General features: G+C 54.4%; 24 protein-coding genes and 6 pseudogenes. 27 read left to right on the forward strand and 3 right to left on the reverse strand.

The window, feature by feature from the left end; translation table 11 throughout:
* Positions 1-17: 17 nt before the first annotated feature.
* The 3 genes and pseudogenes from GZ1_RS09765 (at position 18) to GZ1_RS09775 (ending at position 3,863) form a co-directional block, all read left to right on the forward strand.
* Positions 18-1,046, forward strand: a complete 1,029-nt coding sequence (locus GZ1_RS09765) for a LacI family DNA-binding transcriptional regulator (protein WP_033006215.1) — start codon at positions 18-20, stop codon at positions 1,044-1,046.
* Positions 1,047-1,062: 16 nt separating this feature from the next.
* The gene (locus GZ1_RS09770; RefSeq protein ID WP_020755990.1) at positions 1,063-1,629 is read left to right on the forward strand and encodes a shikimate kinase; all 567 of its coding nucleotides are present in this window, start codon (positions 1,063-1,065) and stop codon (positions 1,627-1,629) included.
* 138 nt (positions 1,630-1,767) lie between these two features.
* A pseudogene (locus tag GZ1_RS09775) lies at positions 1,768-3,863 on the forward strand (hypothetical protein).
* 135 nt (positions 3,864-3,998) lie between these two features.
* On the opposite strand, the gene GZ1_RS09780 reads toward GZ1_RS09775, so the two are convergent.
* Positions 3,999-4,409 carry a hypothetical protein gene (locus GZ1_RS09780; RefSeq protein ID WP_060788390.1) on the reverse strand — a complete coding sequence of 137 codons (411 nt, stop codon included), beginning with the start codon at positions 4,407-4,409 and terminating at the stop codon, positions 3,999-4,001.
* A gap of 153 nt (positions 4,410-4,562) precedes the next feature.
* On the opposite strand from GZ1_RS09780, the pseudogene GZ1_RS09785 reads away from it, so the two are divergent.
* The 3 genes and pseudogenes from GZ1_RS09785 to GZ1_RS09795 all read left to right on the forward strand — a co-directional run.
* Positions 4,563-4,934, forward strand: a pseudogene (locus tag GZ1_RS09785) (ArnT family glycosyltransferase); the annotation flags it as partial.
* Positions 4,927-5,421: pseudogene (locus GZ1_RS09790) on the forward strand (glycosyltransferase); the annotation flags it as partial. The pseudogenes GZ1_RS09785 and GZ1_RS09790, both read left to right, overlap by 8 nt.
* Complete coding sequence (locus GZ1_RS09795; protein ID WP_020755996.1) at positions 5,393-5,797, forward strand: GtrA family protein; 405 nt, start codon at positions 5,393-5,395, stop codon at positions 5,795-5,797. The pseudogene GZ1_RS09790 and the gene GZ1_RS09795, both read left to right, overlap by 29 nt.
* Positions 5,798-5,888: 91 nt before the next feature.
* Here GZ1_RS09795 and GZ1_RS09800 read toward each other — a convergent pair whose 3' ends face one another.
* Positions 5,889-7,133: a glutamate-5-semialdehyde dehydrogenase gene (locus tag GZ1_RS09800; RefSeq protein WP_060788391.1), complete on the reverse strand. Its 1,245-nt coding sequence runs from the start codon at positions 7,131-7,133 to the stop codon at positions 5,889-5,891.
* The gene (gene proB / locus GZ1_RS09805) at positions 7,130-8,254 is read right to left on the reverse strand and encodes a glutamate 5-kinase (RefSeq protein WP_033006218.1); all 1,125 of its coding nucleotides are present in this window, start codon (positions 8,252-8,254) and stop codon (positions 7,130-7,132) included. Before proB ends, GZ1_RS09800 begins: the two co-directional genes overlap by 4 nt.
* 504 nt (positions 8,255-8,758) lie before the next feature.
* On the opposite strand from proB, the gene ilvD reads away from it, so the two are divergent.
* The 21 genes and pseudogenes from ilvD to GZ1_RS19615 form a co-directional block, all read left to right on the forward strand.
* The gene (gene ilvD, locus GZ1_RS09810; RefSeq protein WP_033006220.1) at positions 8,759-10,438 is read left to right on the forward strand and encodes a dihydroxy-acid dehydratase; all 1,680 of its coding nucleotides are present in this window, start codon (positions 8,759-8,761) and stop codon (positions 10,436-10,438) included.
* Between the two features lie 258 nt (positions 10,439-10,696).
* Positions 10,697-10,807, forward strand: a complete 111-nt coding sequence (locus tag GZ1_RS19795; protein WP_164832339.1) for a phenylacetate--CoA ligase — start codon at positions 10,697-10,699, stop codon at positions 10,805-10,807.
* Positions 10,761-11,159 (forward strand): annotated as a pseudogene (locus GZ1_RS09815) (ABC transporter permease); the annotation flags it as partial. The gene GZ1_RS19795 and the pseudogene GZ1_RS09815, both read left to right, overlap by 47 nt.
* A gap of 95 nt (positions 11,160-11,254) precedes the next feature.
* Positions 11,255-12,223, forward strand: a complete 969-nt coding sequence (paaA, locus tag GZ1_RS09820; RefSeq protein WP_060788392.1) for a 1,2-phenylacetyl-CoA epoxidase subunit PaaA — start codon at positions 11,255-11,257, stop codon at positions 12,221-12,223.
* A gap of 12 nt (positions 12,224-12,235) precedes the next feature.
* Positions 12,236-12,589, forward strand: coding sequence for a 1,2-phenylacetyl-CoA epoxidase subunit PaaB (gene paaB, locus GZ1_RS09825; RefSeq protein WP_014196085.1), 354 nt, complete (start codon positions 12,236-12,238; stop codon positions 12,587-12,589).
* Positions 12,565-13,398 (forward strand): 1,2-phenylacetyl-CoA epoxidase subunit PaaC, encoded by an 834-nt coding sequence (gene paaC, locus GZ1_RS09830; protein ID WP_060788393.1) that lies wholly within the window; start codon positions 12,565-12,567, stop codon positions 13,396-13,398. The genes paaB and paaC overlap by 25 nt, the downstream gene beginning before the upstream one ends.
* A 155-nt stretch (positions 13,399-13,553) precedes the next feature.
* Positions 13,554-14,030, forward strand: a complete 477-nt coding sequence (gene paaD / locus GZ1_RS09835; protein ID WP_015375105.1) for a 1,2-phenylacetyl-CoA epoxidase subunit PaaD — start codon at positions 13,554-13,556, stop codon at positions 14,028-14,030.
* A 24-nt stretch (positions 14,031-14,054) separates the two neighbouring features.
* A complete protein-coding gene (locus GZ1_RS09840; protein ID WP_025950499.1) occupies positions 14,055-14,366 on the forward strand; it encodes an EthD family reductase in 312 nt (103 codons plus the stop codon).
* A complete protein-coding gene (locus GZ1_RS09845) occupies positions 14,359-15,135 on the forward strand; it encodes an enoyl-CoA hydratase/isomerase family protein (protein WP_015375103.1) in 777 nt (258 codons plus the stop codon). The genes GZ1_RS09840 and GZ1_RS09845 overlap by 8 nt, the downstream gene beginning before the upstream one ends.
* A gap of 12 nt (positions 15,136-15,147) precedes the next feature.
* Complete coding sequence (locus tag GZ1_RS09850) at positions 15,148-15,921, forward strand: enoyl-CoA hydratase-related protein (RefSeq protein ID WP_015375102.1); 774 nt, start codon at positions 15,148-15,150, stop codon at positions 15,919-15,921.
* A gap of 17 nt (positions 15,922-15,938) precedes the next feature.
* Complete coding sequence (locus GZ1_RS09855) at positions 15,939-17,456, forward strand: aldehyde dehydrogenase family protein (RefSeq protein WP_015375101.1); 1,518 nt, start codon at positions 15,939-15,941, stop codon at positions 17,454-17,456.
* A gap of 251 nt (positions 17,457-17,707) precedes the next feature.
* Complete coding sequence (locus GZ1_RS09860) at positions 17,708-18,571, forward strand: 3-hydroxyacyl-CoA dehydrogenase (protein ID WP_015375100.1); 864 nt, start codon at positions 17,708-17,710, stop codon at positions 18,569-18,571.
* Between the two features lie 26 nt (positions 18,572-18,597).
* Positions 18,598-19,809: a thiolase family protein gene (locus GZ1_RS09865; RefSeq protein WP_060788394.1), complete on the forward strand. Its 1,212-nt coding sequence runs from the start codon at positions 18,598-18,600 to the stop codon at positions 19,807-19,809.
* A gap of 210 nt (positions 19,810-20,019) precedes the next feature.
* Positions 20,020-20,877, forward strand: coding sequence for a phenylacetic acid degradation operon negative regulatory protein PaaX (gene paaX / locus GZ1_RS09870; protein WP_060788395.1), 858 nt, complete (start codon positions 20,020-20,022; stop codon positions 20,875-20,877).
* Positions 20,878-20,970: 93 nt separating this feature from the next.
* The gene (locus tag GZ1_RS19605) at positions 20,971-21,222 is read left to right on the forward strand and encodes an IS200/IS605 family accessory protein TnpB-related protein (protein WP_080729534.1); all 252 of its coding nucleotides are present in this window, start codon (positions 20,971-20,973) and stop codon (positions 21,220-21,222) included.
* Positions 21,223-21,372 carry a zinc ribbon domain-containing protein gene (locus GZ1_RS19610; protein WP_227412597.1) on the forward strand — a complete coding sequence of 50 codons (150 nt, stop codon included), beginning with the start codon at positions 21,223-21,225 and terminating at the stop codon, positions 21,370-21,372. It abuts the gene before it with no gap.
* 398 nt (positions 21,373-21,770) lie between these two features.
* Entirely contained in the window at positions 21,771-22,130 is a 360-nt protein-coding gene (locus tag GZ1_RS09880) for a DUF3221 domain-containing protein (protein WP_033008036.1), read from the forward strand.
* A gap of 57 nt (positions 22,131-22,187) precedes the next feature.
* Positions 22,188-22,445, forward strand: a complete 258-nt coding sequence (locus GZ1_RS09885) for a hypothetical protein (RefSeq protein WP_060788396.1) — start codon at positions 22,188-22,190, stop codon at positions 22,443-22,445.
* A 326-nt stretch (positions 22,446-22,771) separates the two neighbouring features.
* On the forward strand, positions 22,772-23,371 hold the full coding sequence (locus GZ1_RS09890) for a trypsin-like serine peptidase (protein ID WP_255211284.1): 600 nt from the start codon (positions 22,772-22,774) through the stop codon (positions 23,369-23,371).
* Positions 23,372-23,420: 49 nt separating this feature from the next.
* A pseudogene (locus GZ1_RS09895) lies at positions 23,421-24,256 on the forward strand (NAD(P)H-dependent flavin oxidoreductase); the annotation flags it as partial.
* A gap of 138 nt (positions 24,257-24,394) precedes the next feature.
* Positions 24,395-24,557, forward strand: a pseudogene (locus GZ1_RS19615) (RNA-guided endonuclease TnpB family protein); the annotation flags it as partial.

Consider the following 24,557-nt stretch of genomic DNA (forward strand, 5'->3'; position numbering starts at 1 on the left):
AGCAGGTGATTCGAACGGTGTCAGATAAAAAGCGTTCCCGCGTAACGCTCGAGCAAGTCGCCAAGCACGCCGGCGTGTCGCGGGCGACCGCTTCGCTTGTCGTCCGCGGGAGTCCGAATATTTCGAAAGAAACGCGGGAAAAAGTGCTCCAAGCGATGAAAGAGCTTGACTACGTCTATGACCGCGTGGCGGCCAATTTGCGTTCGCAGCGTTCATCGACGGTCGGGCTGATCATTACGGAGCTTGACAACCCGTTTTTTTCCGAACTGCTTGTCGGCGTCCACGAGGCGCTCGATCAGGAAGGATATACGGTCATTTTAGGCACGACGTTTGACCGGCCAGAAAAACAAGATGCTTTGTTGGCGACGATGCTGGAGCATCGGGTGGGCGGTGTGATCATGAGCCCGGTTCCAGGATGTTCAACCGAGATGCTCGAGCGGCTTCGGCAATGGGACATCCCCGTCGTATTGTTCGCCCGCGAAGAGCTTCCGCCCGGGTTGTTTGATTATATTGGGATTGACAATGTGGCCGGCGGGCGGATGGCGGTCGAGCATTTGCTCGACCGCGGCCATCGGCGCATCGCCTTTATCGGCGGTTCCCCGCAGTCGTCCGTATGGAAGGCGCGCCGGGCAGGATACGGCGACGCCTTGCGCACAGCAGGCATTGAGGTGGATGACACGCTGCTTGTGCCATCGGCGACGACAAGGCAAGGCGGGCGAATGGCGGCCAAACGCGTGCTGCAGCAACCCAACCCGCCGACAGCGCTCTTTTGTTACAACGATGTCGTCGCGTTCGGCGCAATGCTTGGCTTAAAAGAGGAAGGGATCGTTCCGGGGCGCGACATTGCGGTCGTCGGTTTTGACAACATTCAAGAATCCGCGCTGTTTCAACCGCCGCTAACGACGGTGGCTGCATTCCCAGAAAAGATCGGTGCGTGCGCAGCGCGGCGATTGCACGAACGCATGAAAGGGGATGACGGCGAGCCGAAACGGACGATTTTGCATCCGGAGCTCGTTATCCGCCAGTCTTCCGGAAAGAGAGAGTAAAAAGAGGTGAAGCAACGTGGAGAGGCAAACCGCCATCCCGCTCCGCGAGCGAAATATCATTTTGATCGGCTTTATGGGAGCGGGGAAAACAACGATCGGGCAGCTTGTCGCGAAGAAGCTGTACCGCGACTTTATCGATGTCGATGCGGAAATCGAGCGGCGGCACGGGATGACGATTCCGGAGATGTTCGCGCAAAAAGGGGAAGCGTATTTTCGGCAGGTTGAGCGCGAGCTGATCGTTGATTTGTGCACGAATACAAGGTTGAAAATCCTTTCGCTCGGCGGCGGCGCGTATTTGCAGGAAGAGGTGCGGCGCGCCTGTTTGGCCCACGGCATCGTCTTTTTCCTTGACTTGTCGTGGGAGCATTGGAAGGAAGAGCGGCTGCCGCTCATTGTCGACAGCCGGCCGGTGTTGAAAAACAAAACGTTGGAAGAAGTGGAGCAGCTCTTTTTCCAGCGCCAATCGGCCTATGCGCTCCACCATTCCCGCGTCATTATCAATGAGCTCGAGGCTGAACAGGCGGCGGACCAAATTGTTCAGTCGATTAAATGGACGTGGGATGTGTACGAGCCGAACCGTTGAGAGGATTTAGCCAAGGTATATAAGGAAGATGGCAAGCTGCAGGACGCCGTTCAAACGGCGGAACAAAGCGGCGTCCGCTTGGCGGGAACGGTCGGGCGCGACTATCTTCAAGTATATCGCAATGGACGGTGGGAGCCGCTGCTTATTAAAGGCGTCAACCTCGGCATCAGCAAGCCCGGCGCGTTTCCGGGAGAGGCGAAGATTACGAAGGAAGAATATTTCCGCTGGCTGCAATACATCGGGGCGATGGGCGCAAACGCCATCCGCGTCTATACGATCCACCCGCCGGCGTTTTACGAAGCGCTTTACGAGTACAACCAAATAGCGAAGCAGCCGCTTTATTTGTTCCATGGCGTCTGGATCGATGAAGGGGCGATGCTGCGGACGAAGGATGTGTGGGCGCCCGAAGTGAACGAAGCGTTTCGCACCGACATTCGCCGCACGATTGACCTCGTTCATGGCAAGGCCCGCATTCCAAAACGGCCGGGTCATGCCGGCGGGGTGTACCGATACGACCTTTCCCCGTATGTTCTCGGCTGGATTTTCGGCGTCGAGTGGGATCCGGACGTTGTGGCGGCGACGAACGAAAAACACCCGAAGCAGGGCGACTACCGCGGCAAATACGTGTACACGAAAGGAGCGAGCCCGTTTGAGGCATGGCTGGCCCGCGTGATCGACGAAGCGGTGGCGTATGAAACGGAGACATACGGCTGGCAGCGGCCGGTCAGTTTTACGAATTGGGTGACGACCGACCTCCTCCGCCATCCGGCCGAACCGTTTGTGAAAGAAGATTTTGTTTCCGTCAACCCCAATGTCATGTACGCCACTCACGAGCTGCAGGCCGGGTTGTTTGCATCATATCACATTTATCCGTATTATCCGGATTTTTTCAACCGTGAGGAAAAATACGTCAGCTATGTTGACCAACGCGGCGAGCGCAACAGCTATGCCGCCTACTTGCATGACATGAAGGCGGCGCACCGGATGCCGATTTTGGTCGCTGAATTTGGCGTTCCTTCTTCGCGCGGCATGGCGCATCGAAATGTGCACGGGAAAAATCAGGGGTTTTTGTCGGAACAGGAGCAAGGAACGATCGACCGGGAGCTGTTTGAGGACATCGTCCATGAGCGGATGGCGGGAGGGCTGTTGTTTTCCTGGCAGGATGAATGGTTCAAGCGGACGTGGAACACGATGGAGTACGACAGCCCGAACCGGCGGCCGTTTTGGCTGAACGCGCAGACGAACGAACAACATTTTGGGCTGCTTCGGTTTGAGCCAGGTCCAAGCGCGGCCGCGATGATCAAGGTCGACGGGCGGAAAGACGATTGGACGTTCAATGGAATCCGTCCGGTTTGGACAGAGGGCAAGCGAGCGCTGTACGTCACAAGCGATGAAGGGTATTTGTACGTGCGGCTTGACAGCAGGCGCATCACTGACCGGACGATGGTCTACATGGCGTTTGATACGATTCCACATCAAGGGCAATCGCGCCTGCCAGGCCTTTCTGGCGTCCGGACAGCGGGAATCGACTTTGCCTTGGTCATTCATGGAAAACAGAGCGCCCGTCTGCTTGTCGACAGCTATTACGACACGTTTTCCTTTCATTACGGAAAAGATCCATGGGCAGCACGCTTTGCCCTCCACCCAGGGATGAAAATCATGCGTCAGTCCTGCATTTTCACGGAAAAGAGCTGCATATGATGCCGGCGGCGCCGTACGCCAATCGGAAAGATAACGGCGTCTACCACCCGATTCGCCTGACATTGAACAAAAAATTGGAAGAAACCCGCGGCAAGGCCGTGCCGTTCGACTCATATGAAACCGGGGTGTTGCGGTTTGGCACGGCCAATCCCGACGATGCAGCGTACGATTCACTCGCGGATATTAGCGTCAGCCGCGATGGTGATATGTACGAAATCCGCCTGCCATGGGCGCTTTTGAACGTGACCGATCCGAGCCGGCGCGAGGTGATGGGCGACATGTGGTCGAAAGGCGGGCTCAAAAGCCGTGTCATGATTGAAGGCATTCGCCTTGGTTTGTACGTCAAGGATGAAGACGATTCGTTTTCTTTCCCGGCGATGAACGGGAATGTGCTGCCAGCGGAGCGATTTTACGAGTATGCATGGCCGGTGTGGGAAGCGCCGCGCTATCATGAGCGGCTGAAGCGGTCGTATGAGGTGATGAAAGAGGCGTTTTCACGCGTGGGCATCGCAATACAGCAGGGAGCGGAATAAAAAGAAAAGCGCTTGCCTCCTCTCGACATCACGATCATTCATCAAAGCAGGCGCCTGTTCAAACAACAGAAGACAGAAGCCAAACCAGCCGTCAAGCAGGAAAGCGCGGGCGGCCGGTTTGGCTTTTTTCGTTTTTTAAGAGATTTCGTTTTGTCCAGCCCGGGAACGGAGTTTTCGTTCATGTTGGAGGGTTTTGCGGGCGAGGAAGTCGACGGTTTCCTGTGTTTCCGACCATTCAAGGCGCCAATAGTTCATTTTCGTTTCCAAGCGCTCAAACCGAGCGTCGGTGCGTTTTTCCAGATCCAAGAGTTTTTGGTGCAACCGGTCTTCCGTTTCGCGAATTTTGGCATACAGCCGATTTTCTGTATCTTGGATCTCCGCGCGCAGTCGGTTTTCCGTGTCTTGAATTTCAGCACGCAGTCGGCTTTCTGTATCTTGGATTTCGGTGCGCAGCCGATCTTCCATTTCCTTCATTTGTTGTTGGATTTTTCCGGAATGCAAGTCGAGCGCCTTTAAAATTTGTTGCACGATGGTGGCTCCTTCCACACGATTCACCTCCTTTCGCCTTTTATCATAGCACACGTCTGCGGTCAGCGAAATGAAAACCTTGTCCATTCGCTCGATTTTTTCACCAAACTTTCACCAACACGGGGTAACGTAACGGCAGGAGACGAAGAACATGACGGAAAGGGAGAGTCGATGAAGAAAATACAATGGAAATGGGATGGATGGATTGCTGCGATCATGGCTTGGTCAGCTTTTTTGCACTTCTATCAAATTGGAAACAGCGGTTCCAATGTGTATTATACGGCGGCGGCGAAAAGCATGGCCGCAAGTTGGAAGGCGTTTTTCTTCGCCGCGCTTGATCCGGAGGGATTCATTACCGTCGATAAGCCGCCGGCGGCGCTTTGGCTGCAGGCGTTGAGCGTGAAAGTGTTCGGAGTGAGCGATTTTAGCGTGCTTCTTCCGGAAGCGTTGGCGGGGGTTGCCTCGACGTGGATGATGTACGTGATCGTCAAGCCGTGGGCGGGGCGGATAGCGGCGCGCTGGGCAAGCTTCGTGTTTTCCTGCTATTGACCGGAAAGTGTGCGATCAGTTACGCTATATGAGAGAGCGAAGCCGGTTTGTTCGGGGGCTGGTAAGTTGGGTCGGCTTCCGGCAGACGGCGGTTGAATACGAGCGGGAGCCGCGTTTCGCCGGCGAGACGAAATACCCGCTCAAAAAGATGATTCGGTTTTCGCTTGATGGCATCACCTCGTTTTCATACAAGCCGTTGAAGCTAGCGAGTTGGCTTGGGTTCTTGATGTCGGCGGCCAGTGTGGTGGGGATGTTCGTTGTCCTTTATCTTAAATGGTTTGCTCATTCAACGGTCGCCGGCTGGGCGTCGTTGTCGATGGTCATGCTGCTTGGCAACGGGGTGACACTGCTCATGCTCGGCGCGATTGGCGAATATATCGGCCGGATTTACGATGAAGTGAAAGAGCGTCCGCTCTATATTGTCAACGAAACGTGGGGAGTCGGAACGAAACATGAACGAAAGCCTTCATATATTCCGTAAAGAAAAACAAGCCGTATGGCGGTTTGGCCTCGTTGGGGTGAGCAATACCGCGGTGGACTTCGCCGTCTTTTTTTTGTTGACTGCTGCAGGCGCTAAGGCGGCGGTTGCCCAAGCCGTTGCCTACGGCGCCGGGATGGCGAACAGCTACATTTGGAATCGGCGTTGGACGTTTCAAGTGAGACGAAAGGCCAATATGAAGGAAGTTTTGCGCTTTCTTGCCGTCAACGGGCTGTCGTTCGGCGCATCGCTTGCCGTTTTGCTGGCCGCGGAACGGCTCGCGCCGCTCTGGCTGGCGAAACTGGCGGCGACGATCGCCGGGATGGCGGTGAACTTTATCGGCAGCCGTTATTGGGTTTTTGTGGAGACGGGAAAATAAGAAAACGATCCGGAAGCCATGCGTTGGGTCCGGATCGTTTTATGCTTTAGAAACTTAGTGAAAAAGGAAGCCGTCTTCGTTGCAGCCATCGTTATGACTCCCGAATTTGCCCCGTCCCGTACACGAGCGATTTTGTCGTCGTGATGGCGACAAGCCCCATCGGACCGCGGGCGTGCAGCTTTTGCGTGCTGATGCCGATTTCCGCTCCGTAGCCGAACTGCTCCCCGTCCGTGAAGCGGGTGGAGGCGTTATGGTACAAGACCGCCGCATCAACCGCCTGGAAAAAGCGGCGGACGTTTGCTTCGTTTTCGGTGATGATCGCTTCCGAGTGCTTCGTTCCGTAGCGGCGGATATGGGCAATCGCCTCGTCGACATCGGCGACGAGCTTAACCGCTAAAATCGGCGCCAAATATTCCGCATGCCAGTCGTCTTCCGTCGCCGGTTTGATGAACGGGTGCGATGACGCGAGGCGGTCGTCGCCGCGCAGCTCGACACCGCGGGCGTGCAGCGCCTCAAGCAAGTCGTCGGCATATGGCCAACGCTCATGGATGAGCACCGTTTCGATGGCGTTGCAGACGGACGGACGCTGCAATTTGGCGTTCAGGACGATGTTGATCGCCATTTGCCGCTCGGCTGATTCGTCGATGAACATATGACAGTTGCCGACGCCGGTTTCAAGCACGGGCACGGTGGCGTTTTCGACGACCGAGCGGATGAGCCCGGCGCCGCCGCGCGGGATGAGCACATCCAAATAGTCATTGAGGCGGAACATCTGTTGTGCCGTTTCCCGGCGCGTGTCTTCGAGCAGTTCAATGGCCGCATCGGGCACGGCGGTGGTGCGGAGCGCCCCTTTCATGACGGAAACAAGCGCTTTGTTCGAATGAAGCGCTGACGAGCTGCCGCGAAGCAGGACGGCGTTTCCGGTTTTCAGGCAAAGGCTGGCGGCATCGACCGTGACGTTCGGCCGCGCTTCATACACCATGCCGATGACGCCAAGCGGCACGCGCACCGTTTGGATGCGAAGCCCGTTCGGCCGCGTCCATTCCTCGACGATTTCTCCGACCGGGTCGGGAAGGGAAGCGACTTGGCGGACGCCGCCGATGATTTGGTCCAGGCGTTCATTGGTGAGTTGGAGCCGGTCAAGCAAAGCCGGTGACAGCCCTTGCTCGCGGCCTTGGGCCATATCTTTTTCGTTTTCTTGCAAAATGAAGGCGCGTTCGCGGTCAAGCGCTTGGGCGATTTGTTCCAATGCGGCGTTTTTTTCCTCTGTTGACAGCATAGCCAGCGTCTGCGACGCGGCTTTCAGACGCTCGGCTTTTTCAAGCAGTTCGGTCATTTGAATACACTCTCCTTTCGCAACGTGACCCAATTGTCGCGGTGAATGACTTCCGGGCGGTGCAAGTACGAGTATTGCCGCGCTTCCTCGCTCGGAAGTCCTTTTACTTTTTCTAAATCGGCGGCGGCATAATACACTTGGCCGCGGCCGATCGTGATCCCTTTCTCATTGACAACATCGACGACATCCATCGCATGAAAGTCGCCGGAAACGGCCGTGACGCCGGCGGGAAGCAAGCTTTTGCCGCGCGCAAGGAGCGCTTCCTCCGCGCCGCTGTCGACGGTGATCGTGCCGGCGACAGGCGCGTGATACGCGATCCATTGCTTGTGCATTTGCATTTGCTTCGGAAATGGGGCGCCGATGTACGTCCCATCACCTTTTCCGGCTAAAATATCGGCGAGTGCTTCTTTGCCTCGCCCGGTGCCGATAAAGACGCTGACGCCGAAGGACAACGCTTTTTGAGCGGCGAGAAGCTTTGAGCGCATGCCGCCGGTGCCGACTGCCGAGCCGCTGCCGCCGGCCGCTTCGATCATTTCGTCGGTAATGTGCGGCAAAAAGGCGTATTTTTTCGCCTGTGGATTCGTTTTCGGGTTGGCGTCATACAGCCCGTTAATATCGGTGAGCAAAACGAGCGCATCGGCGTGCAAAAAGCCGGCGACAAGCGCCGACAGCATATCGTTGTCGCCAAACGTCAATTCTTCAACGGAAACGGAGTCGTTTTCATTGATGATCGGGATCGCCCCGTGTTCGAGCAGCGTCGTCATCGTGGCGAACAAGTTGCGAAACCGTTCGCGGCTGTAAAAGTCGCTGCGCGTCAACAACAATTGGGCGGCCGTGAAGCCAAAGCGGGCGAACGCCGAGCTGTACGCCTGCATAAGCAAGCTTTGCCCGACGGCAGCCGCGGCCTGTTTGCCGGCGATCGTCGTCGGCCGCGCCGGGTAGCCGAGCGGCCCGAACCCGGCGGCGACAGCGCCGGACGTGATGAGAATGACGTCATGGCCGAGCTGTTTCAGATAGGCGATGGCTTCAACATGGCCGTGCAGCTTGTCGCGGCAAAGGCCACCTTTCGGATCGGTGAGCGAGCTGCTGCCGATTTTGACCACCACGCGCTGCCGTTTCATCGCGTTCCTCCCTCCTTTGCGTGTTGAATGGCATGAGTTGGATTGCCTAGCCGTCCTGCGAAGCGGCCGGCCAATAAAAAACGCTTTTCCTCCTTTCGCAAAAGGACGGAAAAGCGTTCCGCGGTACCACCTTTTTTGGCGCCTAAAGCGCCCCCTCGAGCCTGTAACGCAGGCGTGCGGCTTATGTTTGCATAAGCGGCCGTCTAGGGCAGGTTCAACCGGCTTCCCGCGAGGAACCTTCCAGCCTATGGGTTCCACTCTCTGGCGCGTTCCCTCGGTTTACTAGTCCCGTGCCGTTCCTGTTGTTTTCTTGTCAAGGAGTGCAATTTGTAAGAAATTATGACGCCAAATGCTCCGGTTGTCAAGAGGAAAGGCTGATTTTTCTGACTTGTTTTTTCGAAGCGGATTTTGAAAACGCATTCATAATAAAGGTAATTGTCTTTCTATTAGAAAAAGTGGTACAATACTAGCAATCAATCAAACCGCATGATGGAGGGACCGATGATGAAAAAACGGCGCAGCGACATGATCAAAAAAGGATTTGACCGTGCTCCGCACCGAAGCCTATTGCGAGCGGCGGGCGTAAAAGAAGAAGACTTTGATAAACCGTTTATTGCGGTGGTGAATTCATACATCGACATTATTCCGGGGCACGTTCACTTGCAAGAGTTTGGGAGAATCGTGAAAGAAGCGATTCGCGAAGCGGGCGGCGTGCCGTTTGAAATGAACACGATCGGCGTTGACGACGGTATTGCGATGGGCCATATCGGGATGCGCTATTCGCTGCCGAGCCGGGAAATCATCGCCGATTCGATCGAAACGGTTATCTCGGCGCATTGGTTTGACGGCATGGTGTGCATTCCGAACTGCGACAAAATTACGCCGGGAATGATGATGGCGGCGATGCGTCTTAACATTCCGACGATTTTCGTCAGCGGGGGACCGATGAAAGCCGGCGTGACGAAGGATGGGCGGAAAATTTCACTGTCATCTGTATTTGAAGGCGTCGGGGCGTATTTAGGGGGAACGCTCGATGAGAAAGGGCTTGAAGAACTCGAACGGTACGGCTGTCCGACGTGCGGATCGTGCTCGGGCATGTTTACGGCCAACTCGATGAACTGTCTCGCTGAAGCGCTCGGGCTTGCACTGCCGGGCAACGGCACGATTTTGGCGGTCGACCCAGCGCGCAAAGAGCTTGTCCGCCAGTCGGCGAAACAGCTCATGTATTTGATCGAGCATGACATTAAACCGCGCGACATCGTCACCGAAAAAGCGATCGACAATGCGTTTGCCCTCGACATGGCGCTTGGCGGCTCGACGAATACGGTGCTGCATACGCTGGCGATCGCCAACGAAGCCGGCATCGAGTACTCGCTTGAGCGCATCAACGAAGTGGCGGCGCGCGTGCCGCATTTGGCCAAACTCGCCCCGGCGTCGGACATCCATTACATCGAAGACTTGCATGAAGCGGGCGGCGTTTCGGCCGTGTTGAACGAGCTGGCGAAAAAAGAAGGCACGCTTCATTTAGATACGCTCACCGTCACGGGCAAAACGCTCGGGGAAAACATCGCCGGCTGCGAAGTGAAAAACTATGACGTCATCCGGCCGATTGACAACCCGTATTCGGAAACGGGCGGGCTCGCCATTTTGTTTGGCAACCTGGCGCCGGACGGCGCCGTCATTAAAACCGGGGCGGTGCAAGGCGGCATCACGCGCCATGAAGGGCCCGCGATCGTCTTCGACTCCCAAGAGGAAGCGCTCGAGGGCATTGCCAGCGGGAAAATCAAGCCGGGACATGTTGTCGTCATCCGCTACGAAGGGCCAAAAGGCGGCCCAGGGATGCCGGAAATGCTGGCGCCGACGTCGCAAATCGTCGGCATGGGGCTCGGCACCAAAGTGGCGCTTGTCACTGACGGCCGCTTCTCCGGCGCCTCGCGCGGCCTATCCGTCGGCCACGTTTCACCGGAAGCGGCCGAAGGCGGGCCGATCGCGTTCATCCAAGACGGCGACATCATCGAGATTGACACGGTGAAACGGACGATCAACGTCAAGCTGTCCGATGAAGAGCTCGAACGGCGGAAGGCGAACTGGAAAGGCTTTGAACCGAAAGTGAAAACCGGCTATCTCGCCCGCTACTCGAAACACGTCACCTCGGCGAGCACGGGGGGGATTATGAAAATTTAGGCGAAATAGGATCAAGGAAGGCGGCGCTCCATCAGCATGAGCGCCGCCTTCCTTTTTCATGTTCAAACCCTTAATAAAAGCCCAAGTCGCCATCCCTCTTCTTCATGCTTTTGCCTGTTTGGCGCCTTAAAAAAGTATTGACATTTTAAAATATTTCACCTATTTTAAAATTAAATATGATAATTTAAATATATAACGTTTATATAACGTTATATATTTAACATTTTTGAAAGCGCTTTAAGATAGGGGGCGGAAACGATGATTTTGCATGATATCGAAACGGCTGCGCGCAGCGAGCTTGAGGCTCTCCAGCTTGAGCGGCTGCGGGCGGACGACGGCGCGCATGTCGCGGGTCAAAGGGCGGGTTGACGACATGATCATCATCCGCGGCGTCAATGTGTTTCCATCGGAAATTGAGCACCATCTGCTTCGCGTCTCGGAACTGGCTCCGCACTATCAGCTGCATCGTCTCCGCCACGGTCATTTGGAAGCGCTCGAGTTGCATGCGGAAGTGACCGATCGTTTTTACAGCGAGGTCGGCGGAGATTTGCAAAGCGAGCAGGCTGCTCTGCTTGCCCAGCGCATTCAGTCATTGTTGAAAACGCACTGTCTCATTTCGATTGACGTCCGTCTCCATTCGCCGAAAACGCTCCCGCGCTCAGAAGGGAAAGCGGTCCGCATCGTTGACCGCCGCCATCTTGAAGCGCCGCAATCCATCTGACTAGAGAAAGAAAAAAACGATTGCAAAATATATAACATTAAAATATAATAACGTTAAACAAACGTTATATATTTTAAACGAGAGGTGGATGGGGGATGGCGGCTATGATGACGTTCACCCGCCTGTCAGATGAGGAGAAATACGAACGGTTTATGCAGCGCATCGAGGCGGGAGAGAAGATCGAAGCCGATGACTGGATGCCTGACGAATATCGGACGGCGCTCATCAAGCTCATTGCCATGCATGCGGTGAGCGAAATTATGGGAGCGCTTCCGGAAAAAGAATGGGTGCCGAAAGCGCCGTCGCTGCGCCGCAAGCTCGGCATTATGGCGAAAGTGCAGGATGAAATGGGGCACGGCCAGTTGCTGCTGCGGGTGGCGGAAGATTTGATGGCGCCGCTTGGCAAAACGCGGGAAGATATTCTCGAAGATTTATTGAACGAACGGTTGAAGTTTCACAATGTCTTTCATATGGCGGCGCCGACATGGGCGGATGCCGGGTTGATCGGCTGGCTCGTCGACGGAGCAGCGATTATGACGCAGACGAACATGCTCGATGCCTCGTACGGACCGTATGCGCGGGCGCTGAAGCGCATTTGCGCCGAGGAGGTGTTTCACGCCCAGCACGGCGAGTCGATTATTTTGGCGCTCGCCGAAGGGACGAAGGAGCAAAAAGAGATGCTCCAAGAGGCGCTCAACCGTTGGTGGGAGGCGCTGCTTATGTTTTTCGGTCCGCCGACGGCCGATACGACAGGAACCTCGAAGCAAGACATCACGATCAAATACCGCATCCGCACGAAAACGAACGAGCAGCTGCGTCAAGACTTTTTCACGAAATACGTGCCGCGCATTTGGGCGCTCGGACTGAAGATTCCTGATGAGACCATGCATTTTGACAAAGAGAAGGGCCAATGGATTTACCGGCAGCCGGATTGGGAGCGGTTTAAAGAAATCATCCGCAACAACGGACCGAAGTCGCAGGAGCGGCTTGAGCTTCGGCGGACGGCGTACAAGCAAAACGCGTGGGTGCGTGAGGCGCTTGGCGCGGTCCGGACGGCTGGATGAGGAGGGATGGCCATGGCGGGAAAAGAACAAGGATTTTATCAAGTGTTTGAAGTGTTCAGCCGCAAAGCGCCGGATGCACCGATGCAGCATCAATTCAGTTTGCTTGCCCCTAATGAGGAGATCGCGCTCGTGATGGCGCAGGAGAACTTTATGCGCCGCGAGCCGGTTTCCGACCTTTGGGTTGTGAGGCGGGATTATATCCGGCGGATCAACGAAGAGGAAAAAGCGGCGCTCAAACGGCTTGACAACAAAGATTATCGTCTGACGCGGGGATATGGGGATGTGAAGAAACGATGGCGCAAATATGAACAAGAGGCATTTGATGAGAAGGAAATTTTGTCATGGAAAGGCGAGATTCAGCGATGAGCAAAACACAAGTCCATTTTCATCCCGATGGTCAGGAAGCGCTTGTCGAGCTGTTGTTTCAGCTTGCCGATGATGATTTTTTGCTGGCCTACCGCGGCTCGGAATGGCTTGGGTTGGCGCCGCATATCGAGGAGGACATCGCGTTTTCTTCTATCAGCCAGGACACGATGGGGCATGCGGCCATGTATTATCAGCTGCTTGAAGATCTTGGCTGTGGATCAGCCGACGAACTGGCGCACGCCCGCCCGGCTGCGGCCCGGCGCAACGCGGTGCTGCTCGAACGGGTAAACGGCCCGGGGCATTATTTGCGCGAGCCTCGCTATGACTGGGCATTCACCGTTGTTCGCCAGTACTTTTATACACAGGCGAAGCGCATCCGTCTTGAATCATTGACAAAAAGGGTGTATACGCCGTTGGCCGAGGTGGCGGCGAAAATTCAAGTGGAGCTGCACTACCATTTGCTTCATTGGCATACGTGGTTTGTCCAGCTGACGAATGCCCCGGGTGAAGCGCGGACGCGAATGACGAAAGCCATCCAAGACGTGGCGGCGGATTTTGCCGGCGTGTTGACGCTTGGGGCGAAGGGAGCGGACATGGTGCGATGGGGATTGATTGACGACGAAAAGGTGCTGACAGAACGGACGATTGCCGCGCTGGCGCCAGCGTTTGCCGAAGTGGGGCTTGATTGGCCGATGCCGTTTGGCATGAAACATGGCAACGGCCGCAACGGCGAACATACGCCGGATTTGGACGAAGCGCTGGCGACGTTGTCAGAAGTATACCGCGCCGTCCCGCATGCGGTCTGGTGATGCCGGCGCCGCTGTTTGCCAACGTGCAGCGTTGGGCATGATGCCTCTTTGTGCCGGCGAGGTGTTTGTTGAAGAAGCAAAACGATGCAACATTGGCGGCGCCAGGCAGCCAAAGCGGGAAAACGGCGGCGGATTGGGAAATGCGAGGGAGAATCATGACAAAGGAAGAGGTTTGGAAAACGTTGGAGTTGGTGAAAGACCCGGAAATCCATTCCGTTAGCATCGTCGATCTCGGGATGGTGGAACGGGTTGACGTTCATGACGGAGCGGTCTCGATCTCTTTGCTGCCGACGTTTCTCGGGTGTCCGGCGCTTGACATCATCCGCGCCAAGGTGGAGGAAGCGGTGAAGCAGGCAGGGGCTTCGGCGGTGACGGTGGAGTTTCTCCGCCATCCGCCGTGGACGTCCGATCGGATCAGCGAAGCCGGACGGGAGCGGCTAAAGCAGTTCGGCATCGCCCCGCCGCCTCGGCAAATGTCGCCAGGGGCATGGCAAGTCGAGTGCCCGTATTGCGGGGCGGAGCGGACCGTGATGGAGAACTTGTTCGGTCCGACCGCCTGCCGCAGCATTTTCTATTGCAAACAATGCAAAAATCCGTTTGAAGCGATGAAGCCTGTATTGGTTTCACGATAAGAAAAGGGAGAGGAGATGTTCGCCATGTTTAAAATGATCGCCTTGTACAAACAGCCGAAAGATAAGGAACAGTTTGACGCCCATTACTACGGAACGCATGTGCCGCTGACGGAAAAAATTCCGGGCCTGCGCAAAATCACAGTGACGAAAATTACCGGCACGCCGATGGGGACGGAAAGCGAGTATTATTTGTTGTGTGAAATGTATTACGACAGCCAAGAGGCGTTTCAAGAAGCGATGAAAACGAAAGAAGCCAAAGCATCGGCCAAAGATGTCATGTCGTTTGCCGGCGATCTCGTCACCTTTATGGTCGGTGAGGAAGTAGAGCATGAGTGAATGGAATTCCATTGCGGTGCGGCAAGAAGGAGCGGTCGGGATCATCGAACTCGCCCGTCCGCATGTGTTGAACGCGTTGAGCCGTCAAATGGTGGCGGAAATCGTGGCGGCGGTGGAAGCGTTTGACCGGGATGAAACAGTGCGCGTCATCGTGCTGACCGGGCGCGGGCGGGCGTTTGCGGCAGGGGCGGACATTCAAGAGATGGCGGATGATGACCCGATTCGCCTTGAGTGGCTGAACCAGTTTGCCGATTGGGATCGCCTGTCCATCGTGAAAACGCCGATGATCGCCGCGGTGAACGGGTTGGCGCTCGGGGGCGGTTTTGAGCTGGCGCTTTCGTGCGACTTGATTGTCGCGTCGTCGGCGGCCGAATTTGGCTTTCCAGAAGTGAACCTTGGCGTCATGCCAGGTGCGGGAGGCACGCAGCGATTAACGAAACTCATTGGACCGAAGCGGGCGCTTGAGTGGCTATGGACCGGGGAGCGCTTGCCGGCGGAGGAGGCGCACAAACTGGGCATCGTGACGCGCGTCGTCAGCCCGGAGCTGCTAATGGAAGAAACGATGCGGTTGGCCGGGCGGCTCGCCCAACAGCCGCCGTTGGCTCTTCGGCTGATCAAAGAGGCGGTGCAAAAAGCGGTCGACTATCCGCTCTATGAAGGCATGCAATTTGAGCGAAAAAACTTTTACCTATTGTTCGCCTCGGAAGACCAAAAAGAAGGGATGGCGGCCTTCCTCGAAAAACGGAAGCCGCGCTTCCAAGGAAAATAAGGGGGGCGCTTTATGTACGAAACGATCCGGTATGAAGTAAAGGGGCAAGTGGCCTGGCTGACGCTCAACCGTCCGGATCAGCTCAATGCGTTTACGGAGCAGATGAATGCGGAAGTGACGAAAGCGCTCAAACAAGCAGGGGCGGATCCAAACGTCCGCTGCATGGTGATCACAGGCGCAGGGCGGGCGTTTTGCGCCGGGGAAGATTTAAGCGGCGTGACGGAAGAAATGAACCACGGCGACGTGTTGCGCACCCGGTACGCGCCGATGATGAAAGCGCTTCACCGCTTTGAAAAGCCGGTTGTCGCGGCGGTGAACGGGGCGGCGGCCGGCGCGGGCATGAGCTTGGCGCTGGCGTGTGATTTCCGGCTTCTTTCGGAAAAAGCGAGTTTCGCTCCTGCGTTTATTCACGTCGGTCTTGTGCCGGATGCGGGCCATCTGTACTATTTGCCGCGCCTCGTCGGACGGGCGAAGGCGCTTGAGCTGGCGGTGCTCGGGGATAAAATCTCCGCTGAACAGGCCGCCTCGCTCGGGCTGGCGACCAAGGTCATTCCTCTCTCCGAGTGGGAGGAGGGAGTCAAGCAGTTTGCCGAGCGGCTCGCTGCCATGCCAACGAAGGCGATTGGACTCATCAAACGGCTGCTTCGCGAAGGCGAAGAAACGACGTTTGACCGCTACTTGGAACGGGAAGCGGAATGCCAACGCATTGCCGGCATGACGGCAGATCACCGCGAAGGCGTCAAGGCGTTCTTTGAAAAACGAAAACCATTATTCCGAGGAAACTAAGCAAGGGGGATGAAACGATGGCGACTGTGAAACAAAAGAAAATGGAACCGATGCCGACCAAACGCGATTTCTATCATTTGATTGTGAACGGGGAGCGGGTGGAAAGCGCTTCGGGAGAGACGTTTGAAGTGATCAATCCGGCCACTGGCGAACCGGTCGCCCGCGTCGCCAAAGGGACGCGCGAGGACGCCGAACGGGCGGTGCAGGCGGCGCGGCGGGCGTTTGATCATGGGAAATGGCGCCATTTCCCAGTGCAAAAACGCGCCCGCATCTTGTACCAAATTGCATCCATCATGCGCGAACGTTTCAATGAATTGGTGGAATTGGAAATTTTGAATACCGGAAAAGCACTGTCAGCAGCTCAAGGACAAGTAATGCAAGCCATTGAAGACTTTGAGTTTTTTGCCGGAGCGATCATTGGCCACCGCGGGGCGGTCAACCCGATGCCAGGGGCGTTTCACAACTATACGGAAAAAGAGCCGGTTGGCGTGTGCGCCCAAATCATTCCGTGGAACTACCCGCTCATGATGGCGGCTTGGAAAATCGCGCCTGCTCTTGCCGCAGGATGTTCGGTTGTCGTCAAACCGGCGTCGCTGACGCCGCTCACCTGCCTGGTGCTGGCGGAAATTTGCCACGAGGCCGGGGTGCCGGAAGGGGTCGTCAATGTGGTGACCGGCGCCGGGGCGGAAGTCGGCGACTATTTGGTGGAGCATCCGCTCGTCGACAAAGTGGCGTTTACCGGATCGACGCCGGTCGGGAAGGAAATTATGGAGAAAGCGTCGAAAACATTAAAACGGGTGACGCTCGAGCTGGGCGGCAAATCGCCGAGCCTTGTATTTGCGGACGCCGATTTGGAAGCGGCTGTCGCCGGCTCATTGTTCGGCATTTTCTACAACAGCGGACAATCGTGCGAGGCGCGCTCTCGCTTGTATGTGCATGAAAGCATTTATGACGCCTTTATGGAATCGTTCGTGGCCAAAACGAAGCAGCTGAAACTCGGCAACCCGTTTGATGCCGGCACGCATGTCGGGGCGATCATCAGCCGCGGGCAGCTGGAAGTGATCGATGAATACGTGCAATCGGCGGTCGCGGATGGAGCGACGATCGTTGCCGGAGGGAAAGAAGCGGTAGTCGAGGGATTTGAAAACGGTTACTGGTATGAACCGACGATTTTGACGAACGTCAACCATCAAATGAAAGCGGTTCGCGAAGAAATTTTCGGACCGGTTGTCGTCGTCATGAAATTCCGCGATGAAGCCGAAGCCGTTGAATTGGCGAACGATAGCGACTATGGGCTGGCCGCCGCCGTTTGGACGAAAGATCATGGCCGCGCCGTTCGTGTAGCGAAGCAGCTGCGTTCCGGCATTGTCATGGTCAACAGCCCATTCTCCGCCTTCCCGGGCACGCCGTTTGGCGGCTACAAACAGTCCGGATTCGGGCGCGAGCTGTCTGTCGAGGCGCTTGATTTGTACACAGAAACGAAAAGCGTGCTGTCGTATTACGGGCCGCGTCCGCTTAATCCGTTTGGCGTCTAAGGGCTTTTGCCGTTTGGCGTTTGCCAACATACGAGAGCGGGTCGCGTCCTTGGACGCAACGTTCAAGTTGCCGCCCTTGAAGGCAAGAGCGAATTCGGGCAAGCGTGAAGAGACGCGCCTGTCCGTTTGCTGAGCACCCCGTCGCGCGTGATGGGGTGCCCATTCATTTGACGGCGTCCGCCGCTTGGTGAGAGAGAACGCTAGCTCGATGCATCAGCCACCGTACATCAACACACGGGAGGGGGAAGACGATGATCGAACGCCTTGTTGTCGTCGGCAGCGGCGTGATGGGGAGAGGCATTGCGTATGTCGGCGCTGTCGGCGGGTTTCAGACGACCTTAGTGGACATTAAGCAAGAACAATTGGAGAGCGCCCAGAAGGAGATTGCTTCAATTTTTGAACAAGCGGTCGCTCGGGGGAAATTGACAACGGGCGAGCGGCAAGAAGCCGAGGCGCGCCTGTCGTATTCGCTTGATTTAGCCGGCGCTGTGCGCGATGCCGATTTGGTGATCGAGGCCGTGCCGGAAAAACTTGAATGGAAAAAGCAAGTGTTCGAGACGATTGACGCTCATGCGCCGGCGTCGTGCTATTTTGCGACGAATACGTCCACCATGAGCCCGACCGAAATCGGTTCGTTCACCAAACGGCCGGAGCGGGTGATCGCCATGCACTTTTTCAACCCGGTTCATAAAATGAAGCTTGTGGAAATCATCCGCGGGTTGGAGACGAGCGACGAAACGGCGCAAATGGCGAAGGAAGTCGCCGCGCGGATGGGGAAAGAAACCGTTGTCGTCAATGAATTTCCGGGATTCGTCACGAGCCGGATCAGCGCTCTTGTCGGCAATGAAGCGTTTTATATGCTGCAAGAAGGCGTGGGGACGCCGGAAGAAATCGACAAAGCGATCAAGCTCGGCCTCAATTTCCCGATGGGTCCGTTTGAGCTCGCGGATTTAGTCGGGCTCGATACGAGATTGAACAACTTAAAATATTTGCACGAAAAACTCGGAGAAAAATACCGCCCGGCGCCGCTGTTGGAGCAATACGTCAAAGCGGGGCGGCTCGGCCGCAAAACAGGCCGCGGCGTCTATGACTATACGAATCGGGAAAACGGCTGATCTGTCGAAAAAGGATGGGGGAGAATATGAACAGAGAAGTTGTGATTGTCGATGCGGTGCGCACACCGATTGGCCGCTACAAGGGCGTGTTGAAAGACGTCAGGCCGGATGATCTGGCAGCTGCTGTCATTCGAGCGCTTATCGAGCGAAATCCGGGGCTGCCGGTCGAACAAATTGATGATGTCGTTTTTGGCAACGCCAACCAAGCCGGCGAGGACAACCGCAACGTCGCCCGCATGGCGGCGCTGTTGGCCGGGCTGCCCATTGAAGTCGCAGGGGTGACGGTCAACCGGCTGTGCGGTTCAGGGCTTGATGCGGTCAATTATGCGGCGCGGGTGATTTTGGCTGGAGAGGCGGATATCATGATCGCGGGCGGCGTGGAAAGCATGACGCGCGCTCCGTTTGTCATGCCGAAACCGGCAAGCGATTTCCCGCGCGGCAACATCGAGATGTACGATACGACGATTGGCTGGCGCTTTATCAATCCGAAAATGCACGAAATGTACGGCACCGACAGCATGCCGCAGACGGCGGAAAACGTGGCGAAGCGGTTCGGCGTGACGCGCGAGGCGCAAGATGAGTTTGCCTATGAAAGCCAAATGAAAGCGAAACAAGCGATCGAAACGAATCGGTTTGCGGATGAACTCGTGCCGGTTGTATACCACGATCGAAAAGGCAACCGCGTTGTCGTCGATAAAGACGAGCATCCGCGTCCGGATACGACGTTGGAGAAGCTGGCGAAGCTACCGCCGTTGTTTGAAAACGGCACGGTGACAGCCGGCAACTCGTCCGGCATTAACGACGGGGCGGCGGCGCTTTTGTTAATGAGCGCCGAAAAGGCAAAAGAACTCGGGCTCAAGCCGCTGGCTGCCTATGTCACTTCAGCGGTCGCCGGCGTTGAACCGGCCGTCATGGGAATCGGCCCGGTTTTTGCGACGCGCAAAGCGTTGCGCCGCGCCGGGTTGTCGCTTGACGACATCGGGCTTGTCGAGCTGAACGAAGCGTTCGCCTCACAGGCGCTAGAGTGCATTCGCCAGCTAGAGCTCGACCGGTCGAAAGTGAACGTCAACGGGGGAGCGATCGCCCTCGGCCATCCGCTTGGGGCGAGCGGCGCCCGCATTTTGACGACATTGATTTACGAAATGCGAAAACGCGGCGTCGCCTATGGCTTGGCGACGATGTGCATTGGCGTCGGCCAAGGAATCGCCACCATTGTGAAAAACGCAGACGAACGGTGAGAGTATTTCGCCAGGTTGGCCTTGTCGCGGCGGCTTGGCGAAATGACGCCGGACCGGGCTGCGGCCGCCCGTTGGCGCGCCGCTGAGAGCCGCCTGCTTTTTAGCGGTGCGGCTCTTTTTTATTCCGTTTGTTTTTCGTCCGTCTTGCCAGCGTGAGAAAAGTTTGTTACGATTATAGTTCGAACACAAGATAAAGGGAGTTTCGGCAAAATGAATACGCGCTCACTCATTTTTACCATTTACGGCGACTACATCCGCCATTACGGCGGTGAAATTTGGATCGGGAGCCTCATCCGCCTTCTCCGTGAATTCGGCCATAACGACCAAGCGGTGCGGGCAGCGGTGTCGCGCATGAGCAAGCAAGGATGGATTCAGGCAGAAAAACGCGGCAATAAAAGCTACTATTCCCTTACGGCGCGCGGCGTCAAGCGGATGGAGGAGGCGGCGCGGCGCATTTACAAAACGCGTCCCGAGCATTGGGACGGGAAATGGCGGATCCTGATCTATACGATTCCTGAGGAGAAGCGGCATTTGCGCGACGAACTGCGAAAGGAGCTTGTTTGGAGCGGGTTCGGCACGATGTCCAACAGCTGCTGGATGTCCCCGAACAATTTGGAGCAACAAGTGTACGACTTGATCGACAAGTACGACATCCGCCCGTATGTCGACTTCTTTTTGGCCGAATACGATGGACCGCATACGAACAAGCAGCTTGTGGAAAAGTGCTGGAACTTAGAAGAGATCAACCAAAAATACGAGCAGTTTATTGCCGTCTACAGCCAAAAATATGTCATTGACAAACATAAAATCGAGCGCGGCGAAATGTCGGATGCGGACTGTTTTGTCGAGCGAACGAAGCTCGTTCATGAGTACCGGAAGTTTTTGTTCATCGACCCTGGCTTGCCGGAAGAGCTGCTGCCGAACGAGTGGATGGGAAGCCATGCCGCCGCCTTGTTCAATGACTATTACCAACAGCTCGCCGCGCCGGCTAGCCGTTTCTTTGAAGCGGTGTTTCAAGAAGGGGCAGAGCTTGACAAAAAAGAAGAGGAAGAGACCTCCGTGGAATGAACCGGGATGCACGGCGCAACAGCAGCTGGGCATCCCGGTTGCCGTTTATGGAGTGTTTGGTATAGGAGTGTGAAAGAGGAAAGTTGCCTCCGAATGTGCTGTCTTCATGAAAAAATCACCAATTGCCGGAACGATTTCCTGCATCAGTTGTCCACCCGCTCGATCCGTGAAAACCAAGTGGTGTACGTGGAGGATTTGCGTGTGCGGAGCATGCAAAAAAACGGCAAGTTTGCCAAATCCATTTCCGATTCCGCGTGGGGGCGTTTTCTCAATATGCTTGAGTATAAAACGACATGGTACGGGCGGGTGGTGGCTCGTGTCGCGAGCATCTTCCCGTCCAGCTAATTGTGCTCGCGCTACCGGCATCGGCAGGTTGAGATGAAGTGGCTTGGCATCTGCAAGTGGGTGTGCCCGAACGGCGGAGCCGAACATGACCGGAACCATAACGCCGCCCGAAATATCCTGAATGAAGGGCTTCGTTTGTTGTCGTTGTAGGGAAGTCGAACTGTGGGATGCACGGGGATGGCTTGGTGAACAACCTACCGAAGAGCGGATGTTACCAAGAATCCCCCACTTCGAAACATTAGTGTAGGTGGGAGAACGTTCAAGTTACACTCAAATTATTCTCATTTTCATAAAAATATGGTATTGTTAATGTATAACGTTTTTTTCACGTTTGTTGAATATAATGAATGATGTTTGTCGTTTTCTGATCTTCGTTATCCAATCACAAGGGGGTGATGGACAACATCAGCAACGCCGAGCTGGCTAGTTCGGTATCAAAGACGTGAATGCACTTGGGATCATCAATGTTCATTAGTGTGTTATTCTGTCCTGAAAGGGAAATTTGTTCATAACGATGGACCGGGAAACGAAATTGCTGGGGGGATGGTATGAGGAGATATATCTTGGTGAGTATTATTTTGTGTTCCATAGCATTATTATTCTTCTTTAGTGAATATAGCGCGAATCGATCTCCTAATCAAGCAACTGTTTCAGAAGGTTTTATTATTATGAAAGAAGGGGAGGTCTATTTAGTTGAAGATCAAGATTTTATTCAGGACGACGCCAATAAATTATCAATACAGGAATTAAGAAGAAAATACCATATGAGTAAGTTATGGATTACGGGAGCTGGTGCTTTGGGAGGAATAAAAAACGGGCAAAAGGTCAGAGTGTGGTACTCAGAGGTTTTAGAGTCGTATCCTAGTAAAATCAAAGTTACGAAAATTGAGCCTGTTCAATATAATTGAAACATATAAATTATCTCGGTGCTATAGTTTTGGAATTTTATAAGGGGGCTTACTTTAATGAAAAAAATTGTATTTATCATTTTTGTAATGATTGGGTTTATTATGTCGTCTATAATGAATATCCCGGCAACCGTTCTTGCTCAAAAAAACAGTAATAATGCTTATGACATGATTAATTCAAAAGGTGAAATCATTAAGTATGAAGATTACATGAAAAAGTTAAAGAATTCAAGAGTTTTGGTCACCGAAGGATCAGAAGGAACCGGTGAAGTTCTTCCAAAAGCAGAGATAAATACAGATTTCCTGAATCCGTGACAGAAGTGTATCAAAAATGCTGGGAAACCCAATCGTGTCGAGACTTCGACTCCATTTCGAATGTTCACCTATTAGGTGAAGAACCCCGAGTGCAATATTTTGTTGATTGATCCAGTTTTCTTGGCAGCTTTGAACGCGTCTTTATCACGGATTCAGGAGATTTCAAAAAAAGTAAGCCTTACAAATATAATTTAAACCCTGAAACAACATATATCGGTGATAAATCTCCAAATCAATATTTTCCTCAGGTTGTGATTGGTGCTGATGGCCGTGCAAAAGTCTCCAATACTTCAGTCGCCCCTTACAGACAAATTGCGTACATTGAATTGGAATTTAGAGACGGTTGGTATGCTTGCACAGGAACTGTTATCGGAAAAGATAAAGTTCTTACAAATGCACATTGTGTTATGGACGTTGTGAATCAGTCCGGCGCGATAAATGGTTATGTATATCCCGCCATGAATAATAATATATATTCATACGGTGTGTATCAAATAGTAGATTATTATATTACGAGCAACTATATTCAAACAGGAGACCCAACTCAAGACTTTGCAGTTCTTAAGCTTAGCACATATTTAGGAAAAAATATTGGTGATGTAGTCGGATATCTTCCATTAAGACAAGTATCTAACATTCAAGGTACGTCAGTAAAAATTTATGGATATCCAGGGGATAAAATCGAACAGTATAAGGAAATATCTCAATGGGGAATGGCTGGCTCCGTTTCCAAAGAAACCGGTGAGCTTGCATTTTATCAGATTGATACTTATAATGGACAATCCGGTTCCTCTTTACTAAACTCATCAAACGAAATCATTGCTGTTCATAGAGGGAGCTTTCGTATCAATGGTACTACTTACAATGGGGGACCGAAAATGATTAAACCGGTATATGATTTTATTCGAGCAGCAATGCAAAATTAACCATAGGATTAGAAACATGGACTTAATATTTCTAAAAGGTGTGATCATAATGAATGATATTTGCCGTTTGCTCGACCTTCGTTATCCGATCATTCAAGGGGGGATGGGCAACATCAGCAACGCCGAGTTGGCGAGCGCCGTATCGGAAGCGGGGGGGGGCTTGGAACGATCGGAGCCGGAACGATGACGCCCGATGAGGTGGAGGCGCTGATCGTTGAAACGAAGCGGCGCACCAACCGTCCGTTTGCGGTGAACATTCCGCTTCAAGTGACGCCGCACGCCGCGGAGATCGCCGAACTCGTCATCCGCCATCAAGTGCCGGTCGTTTCCCTTTCCGCCGGCAATCCGGCGCCGTGGATTCCGCGTTTTGCGGAACATGGCATCAAGGTGCTTGTCGTCGTCGCCTCGGTCAACCAAGCGCAAAAAGCGGAAGCGGCTGGAGCGGATCTCGTCGTCGCCGAGGGGTATGAGGCGGCAGGCATCAACTCGCCGCTTGAGTTGACGACGATGACGCTCATTCCGCAAGTCGCCAGCGCCGTCCGCATCCCCGTCGTCGCCGCGGGCGGCATCGGCGATGGGCGCGGGCTGCTCGCCGCCTTCGCTCTCGGCGCCCAAGGGGTGCAGCTTGGCACAAGGCTGGTGGCCACGAAGGAAGCGCCGTTTCATGACGCGTATAAACGGCGGCTTGTCGAGGCGAAAGAAAATGAAACGGTCATCGTCGGCCGCTCGGTCGGGCGCATCCGCCGCGTCATGCGCACGCCGTATGTCGAGAAGCTGCTGGAGTATGAACAGCAAGGCATGCCGCTCGAGCAGTTTCAAGAATATACATCGGAGGATCGTCATCGCCGCGGCGCCCTTCTTGGCGATTTTCATGAAGGATTTATCTTAATTAGGCGAGAAGACTCCCACTTCAACGAAGCGAAGCGGAGTAAGTGGGAGATGAATCGCCTTAACTATATTTTGCTGAAAATAGGATAGATTCAGTAAAATATAGTATCATATAGTTAGATGGGAGGTGAAAACATGTATTTTTGTATCAAACAACAGCTAAATGGTTTGACCAAAGAAGAATACTTGACTCTTCGAGAACTGTGCCATATTGCCAAGAACATGTACAACGTCGGATTGTACAATGTCAGACAATACTATTTTGAACACAAGGAATTTCTTAATTATGAGAAAAACT

This window comes from Geobacillus zalihae NBRC 101842 (assembly GCF_001544135.1).
GTDB classification, from domain to species: Bacteria; Bacillota; Bacilli; order Bacillales; family Anoxybacillaceae; genus Geobacillus; species Geobacillus zalihae.

Bases quoted from the DNA above. Each gene is read 5' to 3' on its own strand.
- GZ1_RS09795 (WP_020755996.1), top strand. From the start codon at position 5,393: ATGAACGAAAGCCTTCATATATTCCGTAAAGAAAAACAAGCCGTATGG.
- GZ1_RS09800 (WP_060788391.1), bottom strand. From the start codon at position 7,133: ATGACCGAACTGCTTGAAAAAGCCGAGCGTCTGAAAGCCGCGTCGCAG.
- proB (WP_033006218.1), bottom strand. From the start codon at position 8,254: ATGAAACGGCAGCGCGTGGTGGTCAAAATCGGCAGCAGCTCGCTCACC.
- ilvD (WP_033006220.1), top strand. From the start codon at position 8,759: ATGAAAAAACGGCGCAGCGACATGATCAAAAAAGGATTTGACCGTGCT.
- GZ1_RS19795 (WP_164832339.1), top strand. From the start codon at position 10,697: ATGATTTTGCATGATATCGAAACGGCTGCGCGCAGCGAGCTTGAGGCT.
- paaA (WP_060788392.1), top strand. From the start codon at position 11,255: ATGGCGGCTATGATGACGTTCACCCGCCTGTCAGATGAGGAGAAATAC.
- paaB (WP_014196085.1), top strand. From the start codon at position 12,236: ATGGCGGGAAAAGAACAAGGATTTTATCAAGTGTTTGAAGTGTTCAGC.
- paaC (WP_060788393.1), top strand. From the start codon at position 12,565: ATGGAAAGGCGAGATTCAGCGATGAGCAAAACACAAGTCCATTTTCAT.
- paaD (WP_015375105.1), top strand. From the start codon at position 13,554: ATGACAAAGGAAGAGGTTTGGAAAACGTTGGAGTTGGTGAAAGACCCG.
- GZ1_RS09840 (WP_025950499.1), top strand. From the start codon at position 14,055: ATGTTTAAAATGATCGCCTTGTACAAACAGCCGAAAGATAAGGAACAG.
- GZ1_RS09845 (WP_015375103.1), top strand. From the start codon at position 14,359: ATGAGTGAATGGAATTCCATTGCGGTGCGGCAAGAAGGAGCGGTCGGG.
- GZ1_RS09850 (WP_015375102.1), top strand. From the start codon at position 15,148: ATGTACGAAACGATCCGGTATGAAGTAAAGGGGCAAGTGGCCTGGCTG.
- GZ1_RS09855 (WP_015375101.1), top strand. From the start codon at position 15,939: ATGGCGACTGTGAAACAAAAGAAAATGGAACCGATGCCGACCAAACGC.
- GZ1_RS09860 (WP_015375100.1), top strand. From the start codon at position 17,708: ATGATCGAACGCCTTGTTGTCGTCGGCAGCGGCGTGATGGGGAGAGGC.
- GZ1_RS09865 (WP_060788394.1), top strand. From the start codon at position 18,598: ATGAACAGAGAAGTTGTGATTGTCGATGCGGTGCGCACACCGATTGGC.
- paaX (WP_060788395.1), top strand. From the start codon at position 20,020: ATGAATACGCGCTCACTCATTTTTACCATTTACGGCGACTACATCCGC.
- GZ1_RS19605 (WP_080729534.1), top strand. From the start codon at position 20,971: ATGTGCTGTCTTCATGAAAAAATCACCAATTGCCGGAACGATTTCCTG.
- GZ1_RS09880 (WP_033008036.1), top strand. From the start codon at position 21,771: ATGAGGAGATATATCTTGGTGAGTATTATTTTGTGTTCCATAGCATTA.
- GZ1_RS09885 (WP_060788396.1), top strand. From the start codon at position 22,188: ATGAAAAAAATTGTATTTATCATTTTTGTAATGATTGGGTTTATTATG.